The organism is Lactobacillus sp. ESL0684 (genome assembly GCF_029392675.1).
Classification (GTDB): domain Bacteria; phylum Bacillota; class Bacilli; order Lactobacillales; family Lactobacillaceae; genus Lactobacillus.
The window spans coordinates 1,345,001-1,365,285 of the sequence record NZ_CP113941.1 but is presented as its reverse complement, the minus strand read 5'-3'; the positions used below and the strand labels follow the sequence as shown (position 1 = coordinate 1,365,285).

Annotated in this window: 20 protein-coding genes and 1 tRNA gene (1 of these 21 cut by a window edge); 18 read left to right on the top strand and 3 right to left on the bottom strand. The window is 37.7% G+C overall.

Going from position 1 to position 20,285, the window contains the following annotated elements:
* Position 1 precedes the first annotated feature (1 nt).
* The 3 genes from OZX56_RS06620 (at position 2) to OZX56_RS06610 (ending at position 3,022) form a co-directional block, all read left to right on the top strand.
* Positions 2–700, top strand: a complete 699-nt coding sequence (locus tag OZX56_RS06620; RefSeq protein ID WP_277139350.1) for a glycosyltransferase — start codon at positions 2–4, stop codon at positions 698–700.
* Complete coding sequence (locus tag OZX56_RS06615; protein WP_277139349.1) at positions 701–1,165, top strand: SprT family protein; 465 nt, start codon at positions 701–703, stop codon at positions 1,163–1,165. It begins immediately after the preceding gene.
* A gap of 102 nt (positions 1,166–1,267) precedes the next feature.
* Positions 1,268–3,022: an ABC transporter ATP-binding protein gene (locus OZX56_RS06610; protein WP_277139348.1), complete on the top strand. Its 1,755-nt coding sequence runs from the start codon at positions 1,268–1,270 to the stop codon at positions 3,020–3,022.
* 164 nt (positions 3,023–3,186) lie between these two features.
* On the opposite strand, the gene OZX56_RS06605 is transcribed toward OZX56_RS06610, so the two are convergent.
* The gene (locus OZX56_RS06605; protein ID WP_277139347.1) at positions 3,187–4,392 is read right to left on the bottom strand and encodes a CPBP family intramembrane glutamic endopeptidase; all 1,206 of its coding nucleotides are present in this window, start codon (positions 4,390–4,392) and stop codon (positions 3,187–3,189) included.
* 233 nt (positions 4,393–4,625) lie between these two features.
* Between OZX56_RS06605 and OZX56_RS06600 the strand changes: the two genes are divergently transcribed.
* The 9 genes from OZX56_RS06600 to OZX56_RS06560 all read left to right on the top strand — a co-directional run bounded on the left by OZX56_RS06600 (position 4,626) and on the right by OZX56_RS06560 (position 15,162).
* Positions 4,626–4,711: transfer RNA gene (locus tag OZX56_RS06600), tRNA-Leu, on the top strand.
* 146 nt (positions 4,712–4,857) lie between these two features.
* Positions 4,858–5,505 (top strand): glycoside hydrolase family 73 protein, encoded by a 648-nt coding sequence (locus tag OZX56_RS06595; RefSeq protein WP_277139346.1) that lies wholly within the window; start codon positions 4,858–4,860, stop codon positions 5,503–5,505.
* Positions 5,506–5,584: 79 nt separating this feature from the next.
* Positions 5,585–7,819 (top strand): DNA helicase PcrA, encoded by a 2,235-nt coding sequence (gene pcrA / locus OZX56_RS06590; RefSeq protein ID WP_277140365.1) that lies wholly within the window; start codon positions 5,585–5,587, stop codon positions 7,817–7,819.
* 36 nt (positions 7,820–7,855) lie between these two features.
* On the top strand, positions 7,856–9,868 hold the full coding sequence (ligA, locus tag OZX56_RS06585) for an NAD-dependent DNA ligase LigA (RefSeq protein ID WP_277139345.1): 2,013 nt from the start codon (positions 7,856–7,858) through the stop codon (positions 9,866–9,868).
* Between the two features lie 12 nt (positions 9,869–9,880).
* Entirely contained in the window at positions 9,881–11,020 is a 1,140-nt protein-coding gene (locus tag OZX56_RS06580) for a CamS family sex pheromone protein (RefSeq protein WP_277139344.1), read from the top strand.
* Between the two features lie 12 nt (positions 11,021–11,032).
* Complete coding sequence (gene gatC / locus OZX56_RS06575) at positions 11,033–11,335, top strand: Asp-tRNA(Asn)/Glu-tRNA(Gln) amidotransferase subunit GatC (RefSeq protein WP_277126043.1); 303 nt, start codon at positions 11,033–11,035, stop codon at positions 11,333–11,335.
* Entirely contained in the window at positions 11,335–12,777 is a 1,443-nt protein-coding gene (gene gatA / locus OZX56_RS06570) for an Asp-tRNA(Asn)/Glu-tRNA(Gln) amidotransferase subunit GatA (RefSeq protein ID WP_277139343.1), read from the top strand. The genes gatC and gatA overlap by 1 nt, the downstream gene beginning before the upstream one ends.
* A gap of 3 nt (positions 12,778–12,780) precedes the next feature.
* The gene (gene gatB / locus OZX56_RS06565; protein WP_277139342.1) at positions 12,781–14,211 is read left to right on the top strand and encodes an Asp-tRNA(Asn)/Glu-tRNA(Gln) amidotransferase subunit GatB; all 1,431 of its coding nucleotides are present in this window, start codon (positions 12,781–12,783) and stop codon (positions 14,209–14,211) included.
* Between the two features lie 30 nt (positions 14,212–14,241).
* The gene (locus OZX56_RS06560) at positions 14,242–15,162 is read left to right on the top strand and encodes a diacylglycerol kinase family lipid kinase (RefSeq protein ID WP_277126046.1); all 921 of its coding nucleotides are present in this window, start codon (positions 14,242–14,244) and stop codon (positions 15,160–15,162) included.
* A 47-nt stretch (positions 15,163–15,209) separates the two neighbouring features.
* Here the strand turns inward: OZX56_RS06560 and OZX56_RS06555 are convergent, their stop codons facing one another.
* The gene (locus tag OZX56_RS06555; RefSeq protein WP_277139341.1) at positions 15,210–15,917 is read right to left on the bottom strand and encodes a Bax inhibitor-1/YccA family protein; all 708 of its coding nucleotides are present in this window, start codon (positions 15,915–15,917) and stop codon (positions 15,210–15,212) included.
* An 88-nt stretch (positions 15,918–16,005) separates the two neighbouring features.
* Positions 16,006–16,806: a MurR/RpiR family transcriptional regulator gene (locus OZX56_RS06550; protein WP_277139340.1), complete on the bottom strand. Its 801-nt coding sequence runs from the start codon at positions 16,804–16,806 to the stop codon at positions 16,006–16,008.
* Between the two features lie 277 nt (positions 16,807–17,083).
* On the opposite strand from OZX56_RS06550, the gene OZX56_RS06545 reads away from it, so the two are divergent.
* The 6 genes in view from OZX56_RS06545 to OZX56_RS06520 are tightly spaced (at most 57 nt apart) and all read left to right on the top strand, a layout consistent with a single transcriptional unit that may run on beyond the window.
* Positions 17,084–18,061, top strand: coding sequence for a tyrosine-protein phosphatase (locus OZX56_RS06545; protein ID WP_277139339.1), 978 nt, complete (start codon positions 17,084–17,086; stop codon positions 18,059–18,061).
* Positions 18,054–18,503: a PTS sugar transporter subunit IIA gene (locus tag OZX56_RS06540; protein ID WP_277139338.1), complete on the top strand. Its 450-nt coding sequence runs from the start codon at positions 18,054–18,056 to the stop codon at positions 18,501–18,503. The genes OZX56_RS06545 and OZX56_RS06540 overlap by 8 nt, the downstream gene beginning before the upstream one ends.
* Positions 18,484–18,960 carry a PTS sugar transporter subunit IIB gene (locus OZX56_RS06535; RefSeq protein WP_277139337.1) on the top strand — a complete coding sequence of 159 codons (477 nt, stop codon included), beginning with the start codon at positions 18,484–18,486 and terminating at the stop codon, positions 18,958–18,960. The genes OZX56_RS06540 and OZX56_RS06535 overlap by 20 nt, the downstream gene beginning before the upstream one ends.
* Entirely contained in the window at positions 18,957–19,772 is an 816-nt protein-coding gene (locus tag OZX56_RS06530) for a PTS sugar transporter subunit IIC (protein WP_277139336.1), read from the top strand. Before OZX56_RS06535 ends, OZX56_RS06530 begins: the two co-directional genes overlap by 4 nt.
* On the top strand, positions 19,769–19,900 hold the full coding sequence (locus tag OZX56_RS06525) for a hypothetical protein (protein ID WP_277139335.1): 132 nt from the start codon (positions 19,769–19,771) through the stop codon (positions 19,898–19,900). Before OZX56_RS06530 ends, OZX56_RS06525 begins: the two co-directional genes overlap by 4 nt.
* Positions 19,901–19,957: 57 nt before the next feature.
* Positions 19,958–20,285, top strand: partial view of a PTS system mannose/fructose/sorbose family transporter subunit IID gene (locus tag OZX56_RS06520; protein ID WP_277139334.1) — the beginning only. The gene runs 332 nt beyond the window's last position; the window shows 328 of its 660 coding nt (coding positions 1–328); the start codon lies at positions 19,958–19,960; its stop codon lies off the right edge, out of view.

Here is a 20,285-nt window from a genome sequence, read left to right as displayed (position 1 = left end):
AATGATTCCCAAAATTATTCATTACGTTTGGGTTGGCGGTAATCCGAAACCTAAAAATATTCAGCGCTGTATGCGAACTTGGCAAAAACATTTACCAGATTATCAAATAATAGAGTGGAATGAAACTAATTTTGATATTCATGAAAATAAGTATGTTGAGCAAGCTTATCAAGCAAAAAAGTGGGCTTTTGTATCTGACTATATTCGTGCCAAAGCAGTTTACGAAATGGGTGGTATTTATTTAGATACTGATGTATTAGTACTAGATAATTTACATTCATTACTAGCAAATCGAGCTTTTGTTGGCTTTGAAAATTCTGATAATCCTTTTACTGCAGTTTTTGGTGCGCAAAAAGGGCATCCGCTACTTAAGGACATGCTAGACTATTATGATGATCGCGATTTTACTTTTGATAAAGACCATCAGCTAGCTGGAGTTAACACATTATCGGTTGCTGATATCCTCAAAAATAAGTATGGCGCTAAGCCTAACAATCAAGCTCAAATGCTCAAAACTGGTATTAAGGTTTATCCAGATGGGGTTTTATGTAATCCCTCTGCTGATTCTAAAACGATTCATGTTTTCACTGGTACTTGGATGGAAGGCGCTAAGCCGCTTAAACGCAAATTGGTAACAGCACTTAAAGTTAGAATTAAAACTAAACGGCAAGCGGCTTTGTATGCTCGGTTTTTCAGATAAATGACACAAGCAGAATTAGAATATTTGGTGCAACAAGATTCATTAGATTTTTTCGGATTACCATTTACTCATCAAGTTAAAATTAATACGAGGATGACAACTACTGGTGGCCGTTATCATTTAAGTGATCATCATCTTGAAATTAATGCGCATTTTCTGGCAAAAAAATATCGGACTGATTTAATTGGGATTATTAAGCATGAATTAACGCATTATCATCTCCATTTATCAGGACAGGGATATCGGCATTGTGATCGTGATTTTCAAGTTTTGCTAAAACAAGTTGGTGGTCTGAGATATACGCCAGATATTGGTTTAAGACGCTGTAAAAAGACAAATTATCATTATATTTGTCAAAGTTGTGGACAAAAATATGCTAGGGTTCGCCGAGTTAATCTGTATCGTTACCGATGTGGACGCTGCGGCGGTCAACTTAAGTTAATTAATTCTAATGTTACAAAATAAATTTTGCATAACGATATGGATGCAATATAATTAATCAAGTATACTTAGTGTTTTTTATTTAGAAAATATAATTAAGACCAAAAAGAGAAAGTCGGTAAAGTAATGACGTTTAAGTCACGTAAAGATGAGTTAGATCGCGTAAAATTAAAAGATTTTTTCCATCTGCTTAATGAATTACAACTGAAAAAAGTGTTATTTTTTGTTGGGATTGGTTTTAGCATGATTACGAGCGGTGTTAATTTAATTTTGCCACTTATGACCCGTAATTTAGTTGATACTAGCAGTTTTAGTAAGTTTAACTTTACGATTTTAATCGCGTTAATCGCTATTTTTGTGGCTCAATTAATTTTGGGTACGATTAGTGGCTATATTTTGCGTTATTTTGGTGAAGATGCTGTTAAAAGACTGCGGGAAAAGCTCTGGTCACATTTGTTAAAATTACCACTAAGCTATTTTGACTCCACTAAAGCTGGTGAAAGTAGTTCACGGTTGGTCAATGATACTGGCGTAATTAAGGATTTGATTGCTTCACAATTCCCTAATTTTATTACTGGGGCAATCCAGTTGCTGTTTTCATTAATAATTCTCTTTGTAATGGATTGGCAAATGGCAGCGTTGATGTTTGTTTTGGTACCAATTGTTGTAGCGATTTTATTACCAGTAGGTCGGATTATGGCCCACCTTGGGCGTAAATTACAGACGGCAACGGCAAAGTTTAATGGTGATGTGAGTGAAAAATTATCCGAGGTACGTTTGATTAAAGCCAGTAATGGTGAAAAATTTGAGCAACAGCGTGGTCAAGGTTTAATTAACCAAATTTTTGGGATTGGGATTAAAAGTGCACGAGTTGAGGCAATTTTGCAGCCAGTTATGACTACGGTCATGATGGCGGTCTTTGCTGGAATTTTGGCGTATGGCATTTTCCGAATCAGTCAAGGAACCCTATCTAACGGGACTTTGGTTGCTTTTTTGCTATATTTGTTCAATGTAATCGAGCCAGTAGCCAACTTTGCGACATTCTTTTCCCAATTACAAAAGGCGATGGGTTCAACTGAGCGAATTCAGTCTATTCTGAGGCTGGCTCCTGAAAAAGAAGGGTTGGCTAATCATAAAATTAATGTTGAGGGTAAAACTTTAACTGCAAACGATATTAGTTTTAGTTATCATTCTGGTGAACCAGTTTTGCATAGCATTACTTTTAGCGCTCAGCCCAATACGGTAATTGCTTTTGCTGGTCCTAGTGGTGGCGGAAAGTCAACGATTTTTGCTCTGCTAGAACGTTTCTATCAGCCTGATCAGGGGCAATTCAAGGTAGGCGATCAGGATATTGCTGAAGTTGATTTACATAACTGGCGTTCTCAAATTGGTTATGTGTCTCAGAATAGTGCAATTTTTTCTGGTACTATTCGCGATAATTTGGAATATGGCTTAGGTAAAAGTTTAAGTGATGCTGAACTTTGGCATGGTTTAAGTTTGGCTTATGCAGATCAATTTGTGCGTGAATTTCCAGATCAATTAGAAACTAAGATTGGTGAGCGTGGCATTAACTTATCTGGTGGTCAAAAGCAACGAATTGCGATTGCACGTGCTTTTTTACGGGATCCTAAGATTCTAATGTTGGATGAGGCTACGGCTAGTTTAGATTCTGAATCAGAAAGCAAGGTTCAACAAGCGCTTGATCAATTGATGGTGGGCAGAACAACTCTGGTAATTGCGCATCGGCTAGCAACGATTGTGAATGCTGATCAGATTTACTTTATTGAGCACGGACAAATTACTGGTCAGGGAACGCACCAATATTTGATGCAGCACCATCAATTATATGCACGCTATGTCAATGAACAAATGGTTAATTAATTTTCTTATTGGAAGAGGTTAAGAGTTATAATTTAATTTTTGGAATTTGATAAAAAACATGTATTTGCGAACGGGCAAATACATGTTTTTTCATTATTCATCAAAGATTATTTAGTTAATATCTATTAGTTATTCTGACTGTATACTTTCATAAAGAATGTTCTTTATATCCCATTATTAGCCAAGTTTAGTTCAATTGTCTTTTTGCGTTTTCCTGAAATTAGGAAATAGGCAACAGAGGCATAAATAAAGAAAAGTAAAATATCAATCTGCCAAGTAAAAGCATCGGGAACAGCTTCATGAACTGAGCCGCTGGTATAAAATGCCAGCATGTCATAGATTCCATGATAAACCATATTAATTGCCAAAGAATCTGTATACAGGTAAATTGCAGTCATCAATAATGCCCATGAGGCGACAGAGAACATCTGCTCAAACGTTGCACTAGCAGGTTGTCCAGCAATATTGCCAAAGTGAAAAAGACCGAAAAGTATGCCATTACCTATGACACTCCACATAATCATATTTTTACTATTGCTGAATTGCCGCATTAGCAGGCGACTCATGCAGTAACGCATAAGCCATTCCTCGGCAATACCGGCTTCGCAAGCTTCTAATGTGAACATCCAACTGACTTTGACGAATTTGAAATCCCAAGCTGTGAAGAGGTTTTTGAATGATGATGAAACATTGAAGCTGTTGAACATAATGTCAACAAAGATTACCAGCACAATAAATGTCAATACTCCTAGACCGGCATTCCTACTTATTTTAAAATGAGGACTGGCGAATCCCCATTCGTGCATTACTGGTAATGTGATTAAAAGCAGAGCAATAGTTCCCGTGACGCCAGAGTTATTTAGCAGTTGCAATGGCTGTAAGTATAAGTGAGAACTGTTGCCAGCCAAAGTGGGTCCACTAAGCGCAAATGAAAAGATGACAAATGCCAGCATAAACATGCGACCCCAATTGTTTTTGATCTTAGCCAGAGCAAGCTGGGCTAGTGGCAAGTACATTATAAGAGAATAGAGGGTAGCTAAAATAGTCCAAAAATTAAAGTTTAAAATATGATATTTATGAACAAATGCTAAAAAGGTACTTACGCTACCTTGAAGGGTGATACCGATTAGAAAAACCTGTAGGTAGTGATTAAGCTGTGTCCAATGGTTGTCTCGTTTTTCTGGCTTTGATATTGTTAATTGTAAGATGAGCATTGCTAAAAGCATTAAACACATTACTCCATTAGACAGTCGCTTTTTAAAAATAAGATGATTGGGATTAATTATAGTAAAAATCCCAATAGCGATCCAAAAAATCATTTGAGCTATGGTTTGAAAAACATGCCACTTACGAAAAATTTTTTCTCTCAAAATTTATACTTCCTTACAAATTTTTAGCAAATCAGCTAATGCTAGCCTGCGCAATTAGTACTTTATTCAGTATAGCACTGAGATATCAATTTTTTCTAAACGATTGATGATTTTGCTTGTTGTAATTGTTTAGTGTGCCTCCAATTTTTAGATACTGTTGTACATTCTTTAGGAAAAAGTGGTCGCAACACCTTGTGCTGAATCGATTTTTAGGGTATAGTAATACATGTATTGCGGGCATGGCGGAATGGCAGACGCGCAAGACTAAGGATCTTGTGATCGTTTTTAGATCGTGGAAGTTCGAGTCTTCTTGCCCGCATGATGTAATAGAGCTATTGGCTCTATTTTTTTTGCCTAAAAAACCCTCAAAGCAAAACTTTTTGGTTAAAAATTGTTTACAGTAATCAACAATTACCCGCAGTCGGGTTATACTTAAGACAGGATTTTTAAAGCAAGGAAAATTTCATGGCAAAAAAGCGTAAACGTAAAAAACAATCTAGTTGGCGGATTATAATTACTACCTTTATTATCTTATTTTTATTAATTGTAGTTTTAGCTGGTGCACGATATTATCGAAATCAAGCGATTGAATCAGAACAGATTCGTCAAGAGCAATTGGCTCGCAAAGAAGCACGTGAAAAAGTTATCAAGCAGCACAAGCAGTTTATTAAACAGATTGGTCCAATTGCCAAAAAAGTTGATCAAAGTTATGACTTACTACCCAGTATCACGATTGCGCAAGCATGTTTAGAAAGTGACTATGGTCAAAGTAGCTTATCACAAAAATACAACAACCTATTTGGAGTTAAGGGAACTAATCCTAATACTTCAGCTGTTTTGACGACTAAAGAATATGTTAAAGGCAAGTGGGTTGAGGTTAAAGCCCGTTTTCAAATTTATGATTCATATGAAGCTTCAATTAGAGCTCATGCAGAACTTTTTCAAAAAGGAACAACCTGGAATCATCGGCAATACCGACATGTTTTGGCAGCTAAAGATTATGAAAAACAGGCACATGCCCTAGTTCAAGATGGTTATGCGACTGATCCGAATTATGCGGACAAATTGATCAAATTGATTAAGCAATATAATTTGGAGCAATACGATAATTAGTAAGATAATTTGCCCAAAAGGTGCTGAGTTTTTTGGTACAATAAAATAGTTATGCAAGCTTTTAATGAAGGGAAAATTCATGAGTGAAGAAGCAATTTTAGCAGGATTAAATCCGCAGCAGCAAAAAGCGGTTAAAATAACTGAAGGACCATTGTTAGTTGTTGCAGGAGCTGGATCGGGGAAGACCTCCGTGTTAACTAGACGAATCGCTTATTTGGTTGAAGAAAAGCAAGTTTTGCCTTGGAATATTTTGGCAATTACTTTCACTAATAAGGCAGCTAGTGAAATGCGTGAACGTGAGCAAAAATTGCTAGGTCCTAGTGCTGGAGATATTTGGATGTCGACTTTCCATGCTCTTTGTGTCCGAATTTTACGACGTGATGCGGACAAAATTGGCTATACTCATAACTTTTCAATCGCTGATTCGGCTCAGCAATTGACTTTGGTCAAGCATATTGAAAAAGAATTAAATGTTAACCCTAAAATGTATGAACCGCGTGGAATTTTATCGGCTATCTCTAATGCGAAGAATAATTTATTAACTCCTGATGCTTATGCGGCTAGTAGCAGTTCACCATTTGAAAAAATGGCGGCGAAAGTTTATCAGGAGTATCAACACCGCTTAAAGCGCGATCAGATTATGGATTTTGATGATCTAATTATGCAAACGCTCGTCTTGTTTAAACAAGAGCCAACAGTTTTACATTATTATCAGAATAAATTTCGGTATTTATTAGTTGACGAATATCAGGATACCAATGAGGCGCAATATGAACTTTGTCATGAATTAGCTGCTCAACATAAAAATATTTGTGTGGTGGGTGACGCCGATCAATCAATTTATGGTTGGCGGGGTGCCAATATGGAAAATATTATGAACTTTGAGCGTGACTATCAAGCTGATGGCGTGCAAACAGTCAAGTTGGAACAAAATTACCGTTCTACTGGTCATATTTTAGCGGCTGCGAACGCAGTTATTAAAAATAATCGTAATCGTAAGTCGAAAAATCTGTGGACCGATCAAGGATCAGGAGCTAAGGTTACCTATTATAAAGCACAAAGCGGCGATGATGAGGCGCACTACCTCATAGCTAAAATTCAAGAGGAGGTTGACCAAAAAAAGCGTTCATATCAAGATTTTGCCGTATTATATCGCACAAACGCGCAATCAAGAACGGTTGAAGAAGCTTTTGTGAAGGCTAATATTCCTTACAAAATAGTTGGTGGTCATAAATTCTATGATCGTAAGGAAATCTTGGATATTATGGCTTATTTGAAGTTAGTAGCTAATCCTAGTGATACTCTCAGTTTTAATCGGATTATTAATACACCTAAGCGTGGAATTGGTGCCGTGACAGTTGATAAGTTTTTGGCTTTTGCACAGGAAAATAATTTTACACTGTTAGATGCGCTAAGCAGTATTGGTATGTCTAAGATAGCCACGCGTGCTGCCAGCAAGTTGAGTGATTTTGGTGCTAAATTACGAGACGCAATTAAGTACAGTGGTGATCATACCGTAACTGGTTTAACTGAAAAGATCTTGCAAGACTTTGGTTATACTGCTGCACTTAAGGCTGAGCACACGATTGAAGCTGAAACTAGGTTAGAAAACTTAGATGAATTTTTATCAGTTACCAAACATTTTGACGATCAATATGAGGCAGATAGTGATGATGCTAGTAGGTTAAGTGATTTTTTGGCGGAAGTTTCGCTATTAAGTGATCAGGATGACCTGGTTGATAGTGAGCAGCAAGTGACCTTAATGACCTTGCATGCTGCTAAGGGTCTGGAATTTCCGGTAGTTTTCTTAGTAGGAATGGAAGATGGGATTTTTCCATTATCACGTGCCCTGCTAGAAGACGATCAGTTAGAAGAAGAACGTCGCTTAGCATATGTGGGAATTACTAGAGCTAAACAAGAGCTATTTTTGACTAATGCTTATTCACGGATGATGTATGGTCGTACGCAAAATAATCCACCTTCAAGATTTTTGGAAGAGATTGATAGCGCTGATTTGGAAGTGGTTAATCCGCAAATTCCAACAAGTAACTTTGAGGTACAAGCTGCACCGTTTGCACGTGCTGATGAACGCGCACGTGCGCAAGTTTATACACCTAAAGTCAAGCCTAAAGGAGCAATTGGTGCTGAGCATGAAGGTTGGCAGATTGGCGATCAAGTAGAGCATAAATCATGGGGCCGCGGTGTGGTGACTAAGGTTAATGGTACGGGTGAAGACATGGAACTCGACATTGCTTTTACCGGTCAAGGAATTAAGCGGCTTTTAGCAGCATTTGCACCAATTAAAAAGGTATAATGAATTTGAAGCTAGTTTTTAGTCAGGAGGAATAAAATGGCAGATTTAACTTTTGATGAAGCTAAACAGGAAGTTGCTACTCTGAGAAAAAAACTGAATGGTTGGGCTGATGCTTATTATACTAAGGATAATCCTGCAGTCGAAGATAGTGTTTACGATCAAAACTATCAGCGATTAGTTAAACTAGAGCAGGAGTTTCCGCAATTAGTTACACCTGATTCAATTACTCAGCGTATTGGCGGTCAGGTTGATAGCGAATTTAGCAAAGTCGAACATGAAATTCCAATGCTATCAATGGGCGATGTGTTTTCTAAACAAGAACTGACTGATTTTGATGAGCGAGTTCAAAAACTGGTGGGACATGCTGTAGCTTACAATGTTGAATTAAAAATTGATGGTTTGTCAATTGCCTTAGAATATACTGATGGTAAGTTAACTAGGGCGTCTACTAGGGGAAATGGTAATGTTGGTGAGGATGTAACGGCGAATGCACGCTATATAGCTGATATTCCGCAAACATTACCTAAAAAGTTGACGACTGAAGTACGTGGCGAATGCTACATGGACAAGGAAGCCTTTGCTAAGCTAAATGAACAGCGTGATCAGCAAGGTGCAGCAGTTTTTGCTAATCCCCGTAACGCTGCTGCGGGTTCGTTAAGGCAATTAAATCCACAGGTTACTAAGCGGCGTAATTTGAGTACGTTTATTTATACTTGGGTCAATCCCCCACAGGATATTACTAGTCAGCATCAAGCGATGACTGAAATGGCTAAGTTGGGCTTTCATACCAATGAAACTGGACAAAAGTTAGCTAAGTTAACAGAAATTTTTGATTTTATTGATGAATACACTGCTAAAAGAGATACTTTAACTTATGGTATTGATGGCATTGTACTAAAAGTTGATAGTCTAGCCTTGCAAAAAGAGTTAGGTAATACAGTTAAGGTGCCACGTTGGGAAATTGCTTATAAGTTTCCGCCTGAAGAGCAGGCAACAGTCGTTCATGAAATTAAGTGGACTGTTGGTCGGACAGGTGTGGTGACGCCAACGGCGATAATGGATCCGGTGCAGTTAGCTGGCACAACGGTATCACACGCCGTTTTGCATAATGCTGAATTGCTTAAACAAAAAGATGTCCGTATTGGCGATACAGTCATGTTGCATAAAGCTGGAGATATCATTCCGGAAATTTCACAAGTTGTATTAGCTAAACGTCCCAAGGATAGCGTTCCTTATGAGGTTCCTACTACTTGTCCATCATGTGGTCAGAAGCTAATTCATCTGCAAGACGAAGTGGCATTGCGCTGCGTTAATCCATCATGTCCCGCACAGATTGAAGAGGGGATAACGCATTTTGCCTCTCGTCCTGCAATGGATATTGCTGGTCTGGGGCCGAAGATTGTGCGGCAGTTAATCGACCATGATTTAGTTCATAATGTGGCTGATTTATACCAATTAACTGCGACTGATTTGGCACAACTAGATCATTTTAAGGATAAAGCAATTAACAATTTGTTAACTGCGATTGCTGATTCTAAGCGTAATTCAGTTGAATTATTACTGACAGGTTTAGGAATTGACCATGTTGGGGCTAAAGCTGCTCGATTAATCGCTCAAAAATTTAAAGATATGACTAAAATTATGCAGGCTGATGTGCAAGATATTGTTGCAATTAATACAATTGGGATGACAATTGCGGAATCATTAACTACCTATTTTGCTCAACCTGAAGTTAAGCAAGTAATTGCTCAATTAGAAAAAAATGGAGTCAATCTAACTTATTTAGGTGAAACCGAAAGTGAGATTGCAGAAATCCCTGATAACTTTTTCAAAAATAAGACAGTTGTGCTTACTGGGACGCTAGCACATTATACTAGACCTGAATTTACTAAAAAACTGCAAGCTCTGGGTGCTAGGGTTACAGGATCAGTATCTGGTAAAACTGATTATGTTATTTATGGTCAAGATGCGGGCTCTAAGTATGCCAAGGCAAAGAAGCTTGGTGTAGCGCTTTTGACTGAAGAAGCTGCGATTGACCAAATTAAATAAAGGAATATTACATTGAAAAAATATTTGCAGATGTTTGCGCTCTTGGGATTAGGATTGAGTTTGACTGCTTGTGGTAATTTAAAAAACTCTGATTTAGCTAATAATGCCAAGACAACGCAAAATACAAAAACAAAATCATACCAAACAACTGACACGGGTAATAATGGTTACACGGTTTTATTAAAGAATGGTCATTATGTTACTAGTCCGATTGCTGGATTAACTGCCACTGATAATGATAATTCCGTTGATACACGCGAGCTTGAGCGTGGTTTGGTGCAAATTTCTAAAGCAGAATATTCGACCAAGTCGTTTTATTTTCAAGAAGGACAGTATCTCAGTGCTGCAACTGTTAATAAATGGCTGGCTCGCAAGTCTAAGACTAATCCAGTAGGGCTTAACCCTGAAAAAGCTAAGGGTAAGCAATATAATCCTTATTACTTAGAAGAAATTTTAGAGCAGGACTATTTAACTGGCTCTGGCTCTAATTATCATATTGGTGGTATTAGTATTGGTTTGGCTTTAAACTCGATTGATTATTATCAAAAGACTAGTGGTGGTCCAGAATATCAGCAGCAGATTACGCGTGCGCAACAAAAGCAGGCTGGTAAGCAAATAGCTGAGCAGGTGGTTGCACGTTTGCGCAAAAAGAAGTCATTAAAAAATATCCCCATTACTGTTGGGCTATTTTCAAAAGAAAGTAAAGACTCTTTAGTTGGTGGAACTTACTTTTTGAGCGGGACAGCAGCAGCTAATAGTAGTAAAATAGCTAAATGGAAAACTATTTCTGCACAAACAGAAGTCTTGCCAACTGTGGGAAATAAAAAGGCAATTAATAGTAATGATGCTTCAAGCTTTAGCAGCTTTAAGGAATCAATTCAAAACTATTTTCCTAATATCAGTGGCGTAACGGCGACTTTGCGGTATGAAAATGGTAAATTAGCGCAAGAAAATATTTCGATTACGACGCAATTTTATGGTTATGAACAAGTACAAAGTTTTACTCGGTTAGTCTTATCGACGGCAAAAAAGTATTTGGCTAACAATGTTCCAATTGAAATCAAGATTGGCTCAGTCAACGATATTCAAGCACTAGTTGCCAAAGAAACTGCTGATAGTAGTTATCAAGTCCATGTTTATGGCGGTGAATAAGGAGGTATTTATATGAAAATTACAGAAGAAACAATTAAGCATGTTGCGACTTTATCGCGACTTGAGTTTGGTCAAGCTGAGATGGGTAAAATAACGGAGCAGATGGACTCAATTATTAATATGGCTGATCAATTATCTGAGGTTGATACAGCTGGTGTTTCAGAAACAGTTCAGGTAGTTGACCGTGATACTGTGTTTAGAGAAGATAAACCAGAACATTGGCAGGATCGGACAGAATTAATGAAAAATGTTCCTGAACAAGCTAATGGCTTTATCAAGGTTCCGGTAATTATTAATAAGGATGAGGACGAGTAATGAATTACTTAAATGAAGATATTGACTCATTAAATCAAAAATTGGCACAGGGGACTTTGTCGGCTGATAAGCTAGCCCAAGACACTGTGGCCAATATTAAGCAAACTGATAAAAAGCTGAATGCGTGGATAACGGTTCAAGAGGATGCTAAAGTTAGTGAAGAGCTGAACTTTTCACATAATAAGCTAGCCGGGATTCCAATTGCAATTAAAGATAATATTATGACAGATGGTGTGAAGACTACAGCTGCGAGTCATATTTTAGACAACTATCTGCCTGTTTATGATGCAACCGTAATTGAGCGACTAAAAAAGGCCCAAGCAACTTTTGTTGGCAAGACTAACCTTGACGAATTTGCGATGGGTTCTTCAACTGAACATTCGTACTTTGGTGTGACTCATAATCCATGGAATTTGGACAAGGTTCCTGGTGGTTCGTCAGGCGGCTCGGCAGTAGCAGTTGCCTCTGGTCAAGTAGTTGCTGCCTTAGGTTCTGATACTGGTGGCTCAATTCGTCAGCCAGCAGCTTTTAACGGAATTTTTGGGATTAAACCGACTTATGGTCGAGTATCCCGTTGGGGCTTAATTGCTTTTGCTTCGTCACTTGACCAAATTGGAGTAATGAGTAAGCGGGCCAAAACTTCTGCACAAGTGTTAAACGTAATTGCTGGCAGCGATGATCATGATTCAACTTTATCAACTAGGGATGTACCAGATTTTACTCAGTTTATCGGTCAAGATATTAAGGGATTGCGTGTAGGTGTTCCTAAAGAATATCTGAGTGATGCTGTTGATGCGGGAATTCGCACAGTTGTTGAAGAACAAATTGCTGCTTTAGAAGCTGCTGGTGCAATTATTAATGAAGTTTCGCTACCGCTAACTAAATATGTTGTGCCAGATTACTATATTATTGCGTCCAGTGAAGCTTCTTCTAACTTGCAACGTTATGACGGAATTCGCTATGGCTACCGCGCAGATGATACGAAGAATTTGTTAGATGTTTATGTCAAGTCTCGTTCGGAGGGTTTCGGTGAGGAAGTTAAGCGGCGGATTATGCTAGGCTCATTTGCTTTATCAGCTGGTTCTTATGACCGGTTCTTTAGACAAGCTGCTAAGGTTAGAACTCTAATTTGCCAAGAATTTGATGATATTTTTGCCCAAAATGATGTAGTAGTAGGGCCAACGACGACGACTCCTGCATTTGATATTGGCAGCGAAATTTCAGATCCAATTAAAATGTATAACAATGATATTCTAACTATTTCTGCTAACTTAGCTGGAATTCCTGCAGCTAGTGTGCCAGCCGGATTAGTTGATGGTATGCCTATTGGGTTACAAATTATGGCTAACCGCTTTGATGAGGGTAGTATCTTTAAGACTGCTGATTTTATCGAACGAACAAATAAATTTTATGAAAAAAAGCCAGCTGGAATGGAGGATTAACTGATGAATTTTAAATCGACAATTGGATTCGAAGTTCACTTCGAATTAAAAACTAAAAGTAAAATTTTCTCACCTTCGCCAGTAAGTTATGGTGCTAAGCAAAATACTGAAACCAACGTCATTGACTGGGCAATGCCAGGTGTCTTGCCCTACGTTAATAAAGATGTTTATCGATTGGGAATTATGGTTGCACTAGCAACTCATGCTCATATTACGCCGGTAACACATTTTGATCGTAAGAATTATTACTATCCTGATAGCCCTAAAGCGTATCAGATTACACAATTTTTTGAACCATTGGCACGTGATGGCTATATAGAAATTGAAGTTCATGGTAAGAAAAAACGGATCGGTATCCATGAAATGCATATTGAAGAAGATGCAGGTAAGAATACTCACGGAACAAACGGTTTTTCGTACGTAGACTTGAATCGTCAAGGTGTGCCATTATTAGAGGTGGTTTCAGAACCAGAGATTTCTGATCCTGATGAAGGCTATGCTTATCTAGAGAAATTACGTAAAATTGTGCAGTTTACTGGTGCTTCTGACGTTAAAATGGAAGAAGGATCGATGAGGGTTGATACTAATATTTCGATCAGACCAGCTGGCCAAAAAGAATTGGGAACTAAGGTTGAAATGAAGAATCTTAATTCCTTTGAACATGTGCGTAAGTCACTTGCTTATGAAGAAAAGCGGCAAGCACAAGTCTTACTTTCTGGTGGTCGCGTACAGCTTTCAACTCGTCGGTTCGATGAGGCAACTGGCAAAACTGTATTGGAACGGGTTAAAGAAGGAGATGCAGATTATCGTTACTTCCCAGAACCAGATTTAGCTCCAGATCGTATCAGCCAAGAATGGATTGATGAAATTGCGCAAACTTTGCCAAAATCTGCCCAAGATCGCTATGATGATTATGTTAACAAGTACGGTTTAAAGCCATATGATGCAAATGTTTTATTGCAGACTAAAGAAAGTTCTGATTTCTTTGATGAGACTGTAGCTGCTGGCGCTGATCCGCAATTAGCCGCTAACTGGATGAATACCCAAGTTAATGGTTATTTAAATGATAATCGGGTATCACTAGCTGACATTAAGTTAACACCGGCTAACTTAGCTGCAATGATTAAGTTAATTAAAGATGGTACGATTTCTTCTAAGATTGCCAAAAAAGTTTTTGCAGAAACTATTGAACATGGAACTGATCCTAAAAAATTTGTTGAAGATCAAGGCATGGTACAGTTGTCAGATACTAGTGTTCTAGCCCCAATGGTTAAAGAAGTAGTTGACAATAATCCGCAGTCGGTTGAAGACTTTAAGAATGGTAAAGATCGGGCAATTGGCTATCTTGTTGGTCAAATTATGAAACAAACTCGTGGTAAGGCCAATCCGAAGGTAATTAACCAACTACTGAATCAAGAATTACAAAAACGGTAGTATTGAGTTTAAGATAATAAGGTAAAAACTATGACTAAAAAAGCAAGATTAATTTATAATCCTGTCTCCGGTCACGAGCAAATGCCCAAAAATGTCGGTGATATTTTAGATGTTTTGGAGCAAGCCGGGTATGAGGCAAGTAGTTTTCGGACTACTCCGCAGGCTAAGAGTGCGCAAACGGAAGCAACCCGTGCTGCTAATGCTGGATTTGATTTAATTGTTGCTGCCGGTGGAGATGGTACGATTAACGAAGTGGTTAATGGAATTGCATTTTTGGAGCATCGTCCTAAAATGGCCATCATTCCTGCCGGTACAACTAATGATTATGCTAGGGCATTAAATATTCCGCGGGATAACCCGCTAGCAGCTGCTCAAGTAATTTTGGCTGACCAAACTCGCAAAATGGATATTGGACGAGCAACATTTGCTGAAGATGGGCAATATTTCGTTAATATTGCCGCTTGTGGATCGCTGACTGAGTTAACTTATGGCGTGCCTTCAGAAGTTAAATCAGCTTTAGGGTATGCAGCTTACTTGATTAAGGGCGCTGAAATGTTGCCACATTTGACTGAAAATGAATTGCGTCTAACGTATGATGAAGGCGTCTATGAAGGCGAGTTGTCAATGTTGCTGTTAGGGATGACTAATTCAATCGGCGGTTTCGAGCAGATTATGCCAGATGCACAATTAAGCGACGGATTATTCCAATTAATCATCGTTAAGCCAGCAGATCCTGTTAAGTTATTACGTTTGATGGCGTTAGCCTTAAATGGGCGTCATGTTGACGATCCGGATATTATTTATACCAAAACCCGTAATTTAAAGATTGAATTAGTTGGTAAAAGTGCTGAGCAAAAATTGCCAGTTAACCTTGATGGTGAAATTGGTGCCTATTGTCCAGTTACCTTTGAAAATCTGCAACAACGAATTGAATTTTATGTTGGCAAATAAAAAAGCAGTTGCCTTTGAAAAGCAACTGCTTTTTGTGTGTCATAATTTTAATTATTGTTATCGTTTCCGATACCCATAATTTCTAACAAGAACATAAAAATATTAACAAAGTCCAGGTACAATTGCAAAGCTCCTAAAATAGCTAAGCCGTTAGTTGAAACTTGATTACCATAATTTGTATAGATTCGCTTCATTTGTTGGGCATCGCTTGCGACCAAACCGGTGAAAATAATAACGCCAATGAATGAGAAAATATAGGTAATTGTTGGACTGTTAAGAAACATGTTGACAATCCAAGCAACTAAAAAGCCGATTAAGGCAGCTCCTAAATACGCATTCCAATTTGTCAAGTCCTTCTTTGTAAAAGTACCGAAAAGAGCCATTGAAATGAAAACGGCAGCTGCTGCAACAAAGGCTGAGGCAATTTGACTACCAGTATAAAAGCCAGCTAAGAGGGCAAATTCGAACCCGTAGATGACTGAAAGCAACATTAGCATCACTAGTCCAGCAACTGGATTACGATTAGCCTTAAAGCTTATTCCCATCGATAATCCAAGTGGAACTAATAAAATGATCCACATCATTGCTGGTGGCATTTGCATGACGACGTTTCTAAAAGTTGTCATCGTCAGATAAGCGCTCAAAGCTGAGACTAAAACAGCCATACCCATTAAGCCGTACATTTTTGTCAAAAAACTGTTGGTTTCTGAAATCGAATGTACTTGACGTCTTTCAGGATTAGTAAAATTATTCATCTAGTAAAACATCCTTTCCTAAATATTAGATGTTAAAACATACAGTAACATAAAAATTAGGAGAACTGAAGGAAAAGGTGGAGTGATATTATTTGTCGCCAATTGAATTTCTGGTAGTTTTCATGGTCTGATTAAAGCAATTATCTTCTTGCAAGTATGAAGTTAACACGTCAATCAGATACATATTGGAAAACTGTGAATTAATAAATTTTTCATTATTAGCAAACCGAGGGTTATAAACGTGAAAGGTTAAGTCACTCATTTTAGCAACTGGATTAGCTAAATAACTTGTAATTGAGACAATCTTGGCCTGGTTTTCTTGGGCAAAGTTTAAGGTTTTGACAATTGAATCGGTGACGCCACTGTTAGAAATAGCTAAGAATAAATCTTGCGAACATGCAATACTAGCACGCATCTGCATCCAATAGGGATCAGCAAAACTTTGTGCATTTAATCCCATGCGCATTAGCCGTAATGCAAAAGTTTGTGCTGAAGTACCAGAACTGCTGGCACCAATAATAATGATGTTCTTTTGTTGTTTAAGTAAGTTAATGAATTTCTTAATCGAACTTTCATCAATCATTTGTTGCGTGTTTTTAATCACAGTTTGGTAAAAATTGAAAACTTCATTTAAGATATTATTCTCATTTTTGGAAGTGGCATGGATTAAATGCTTGCCAATATTAATTTTCATATCAGAATAGCTCGCACAACCGAGCTTATGGACAAAGCGCGTAATCGTTGCATTAGAAGTGTTAGTCTTGCTTGCTAATTCGGAAATTTTCATGTTGTTAATATCAGGACTGTTTTGCAAAATAAAATCAGCGATAACTTTTTCATTCTTGGAAAAAGTTAAATATTTTTTTTGGATAGAAATTAGTGGATTCAAAATGATTTTCTCCTCTATAAATTACTTAGAACGTTAAGTTAAGAGTTAAAGCATAAACAATGTGCTACTAATTATACTATATTTTTGTTTAAAAATGAAAATTATTTTCTAAAAAAGTATATTGATAAAATATTTTTCATAAAGTATAATACTTTTGAAAGGGGTTGCAATAATGGAAAAACAGCCATATGTTATACCAGGAGTCGCAATTTAGCGATCTGGTGATGATCTAAATGTTAAATTGCAGACTGCTAAAACTACAAAATGTCAATTGCTGATGGGCAATCAGCCACAGAGCCAAAAAATTGATACAGTAGTTAGCGAAAGTCAAACTGGAGCTTTTCAAATAAAGCTACCACGTAGTCAGTTACCAAAATATTTTATTATCAGGTCGGATAGTTTTACCACGAATATTTTTGCTGAACGTGTTCTGCCGTTAGATAATGCGATTAATTTGCGAGATATGGGCGGGTATCGGGCTAATGATGGACGCTTTGTCAGATGGGGAAAACTATTCCGTGGTGATCAATTAACCAATCTTAATAGTGAAGATCAACAAATCTTAACTAATTACGGGATACAGACAATTGTGGATTATCGTTCGCCACATGAAAGGCAGATTCACCCGAATAAATTTATTCCGACAGTCACGCAAATTTTAAATTGTGATCCACAATCAAGTTTTTCTGAAGCAGCTGCTAGTGTAGTTGATTTGAAAGGCGAAAATGAAAAATTAGTCCAATCATTGAAAAATGGTGAGATTGCACAAAAATATCTCAACGATCGCGGGGAAAATGTCATTGAAAGTTATCAGGACTTAGTTATCTCGTCAGTTGCTCAAAAGGCTTACGGTAGCCTATTAAAAGCAGTGGTTAGGCAGGAGGCTTTACCAATACTCCACCATTGCCGCGGTGGCAAAGATCGAACGGGCTTTGGTTCAATGTTAGTTTTATTACTATTAAATGTACAAGAAGATGAGATTGTTAAGGATTACATGTTAACCAAAGTAATACGTAAAGACCGTAATCACCTTAAATATGAGTTGTATCATGAATTGGTTCAAGAAAAGGCGTATTTAGATTATTTGATGGCAATGATTGATACTAGAGAATCTTACATCAAAGCAGCACTTAATAAAATAAGGGAATTATTTGGAACACCTGAAAATTATCTGCAAGAACATTTTGGAATTAGTAACACAGAAATTCAGCAGGTAAGGGATTTTTATTTAGAGAAAGGAAATAGCAATGAGTGAAAAAGATGGATCAGTAGCAGTGATCTTAGCTAGTCACGGATATTTTGCTCAGGAAGCATTGAAGAGTGCAGAAATGATTGTTGGCAAACAAACTAATTGTGCGGTATTAGCAGTTACTGAAGAGATGAATTTGGCACAGGCCAAGGAACAGATGGCACGCAAGTATGAATCACTTGATACAAGTAATGGCACGATTATTTTAGTTGATATTCTCGGTGGCACACCATCGAATGTTAGTGGAACTTTTTATTTAGAAAAGGATCACGTTTTAGTGTTAAGTGGGTTAAATTTACCGATGTTACTGGATTTATTTACTAATCGCGGGCGTAGTTTGCCAGAGCTGGCGCAGTCATTGGCAAGTTCATATGAAATTGGTTTTCAGAATATTTCAGCTAGATTTGAGGAGCAGGAGGAAGACGAAAATGGCAGTGGAGTTTTGTAGAATTGATGATCGCTTAATTCACGGTCAAGTAGTGACTACTTGGCTTAATGTTAAGCAAATTGAGCAGGTAATTATTGTTGATGAGCAAGTAGCAAATGATAAAATTCAGTCTAATGTGTTGCAAATGAGTGTACCGCGAAATATTAAGCTGCACATTTTTTCACCTCAAAAATTTTTGAAGATAGTACCTAATCATCCTGTTAGCAGGCGAACTATGTTACTATTCGCCTCACCATTTGCGGTGGCAGAAGTGGTAGCAGGAGGTTATCCAATTTCTGACTTAAACATTGGTGGAATTCGGGGGAACGAGCAGCGTAAACAATATACCAAAGCGGTCTTTTTAACAGATGAAGAAAGAGCAGTGCTTGAAAAATTAATTACTCAAGGCACCAAGATCAATATTCAAATGGTTCCAAGCGATAGCGCGGTTAGTTTGAGTGAGGTATTGAGCAAATGAAAGTTTTTATCATAACGATTTTAGCGTTTTTCTTAGGAATTGATGATGTTAGTACCAAGTTATTTCGCAGACCGCTATTAATTGCTCCGATTGTTGGGTTAATTCTGGGGAATTTGCAGGCAGGCCTAATAATTGGTGCAACACTAGAAATTATGTGGATGGGTATTGGCAATGTTGGTGCCTATATGGCACCAGACCTGATTACTGGGACAATGATAAGTACTGCATTAGCAATTATGGGTAATCCAGGTAGAAGTATTTCAACAATGGTAGCAACAGCAATTACATTAGCAGTTCCCACTTCGATTTTGGCTCAGCAGTTATTAATTTTAGTTGAAACTATTAATTGCTCACTTAATGGTTGGGCGAAAAGATTGGCTGATAAGGCGGACGTCAAGGGGACTTTCTGGTTAACTTGGCCGCCAGCAATCTTGTATGGCTTTACTAGGGCTTTTCCAACTTTTTTAGCATTACAGTTTGGCGCTGGTGCCATTCAAAAAGTTGTGAGCGATTTACCTAAATTTATCATTAATGGATTAAGCACAGCGGGATCAATTATTCCAGCAGTCGGTATTGCATTATTGATGATGTCGATGCTGAAAAAGGCTGAATTGTGGCTGTTTTTAATTTTGGGATTTGTGCTTTCCTCATATCTAAAGCTGGAAATTTTGCCGATTACTTTAATTGCTTTAGTTTTTGCCTTTCTATATGAGAGAGCAACACGGGAAACTACACCTAATTCAGCAACTAAACCAGCAATGGCCCAGGTAACAAGTTCAGACAATATTGATGAGGAGGATTATGACCTATGACAGAAGAAAAATTGCAGGCCCCAGAACATAAACTCAATCAACGAGATTTGTGGCAGATGTTTTTACGCTTGAATACAATGAGAATTACGCTGAATTATGAAACTTTGCAAGGCGTGGGTTTTATGTGAGCAATCGCACCGGCTTTAGCCAAGATTTATCCAGATAAAGCAGAATTATCTGCGGCGATGAAACGCCATTTAGTCTTTTATAATTCACATGTCAATTTTGATGCGGCAATTCTAGGATTGTCTGCAGCGATGGAAGAAACAACGAGACCAGATGAAAAAGAAGGTATTAATCCACTAAAAACTGGCTTAATGGGACCACTTGCTGGACTAGGTGATAGCTTAATTAAATTTACTTGGATTCCAATAGTTGGTAGTATTGGTGCTTCATTGGCATTTAGCGGTAATGTATTTGGTCCAATTTTGATGTTTATTTTATACAACATCATTAACGTCTTTGGTAGATATTATGCAGTTGTTTACGGTTATAAAAAAGGCATCGACTTTT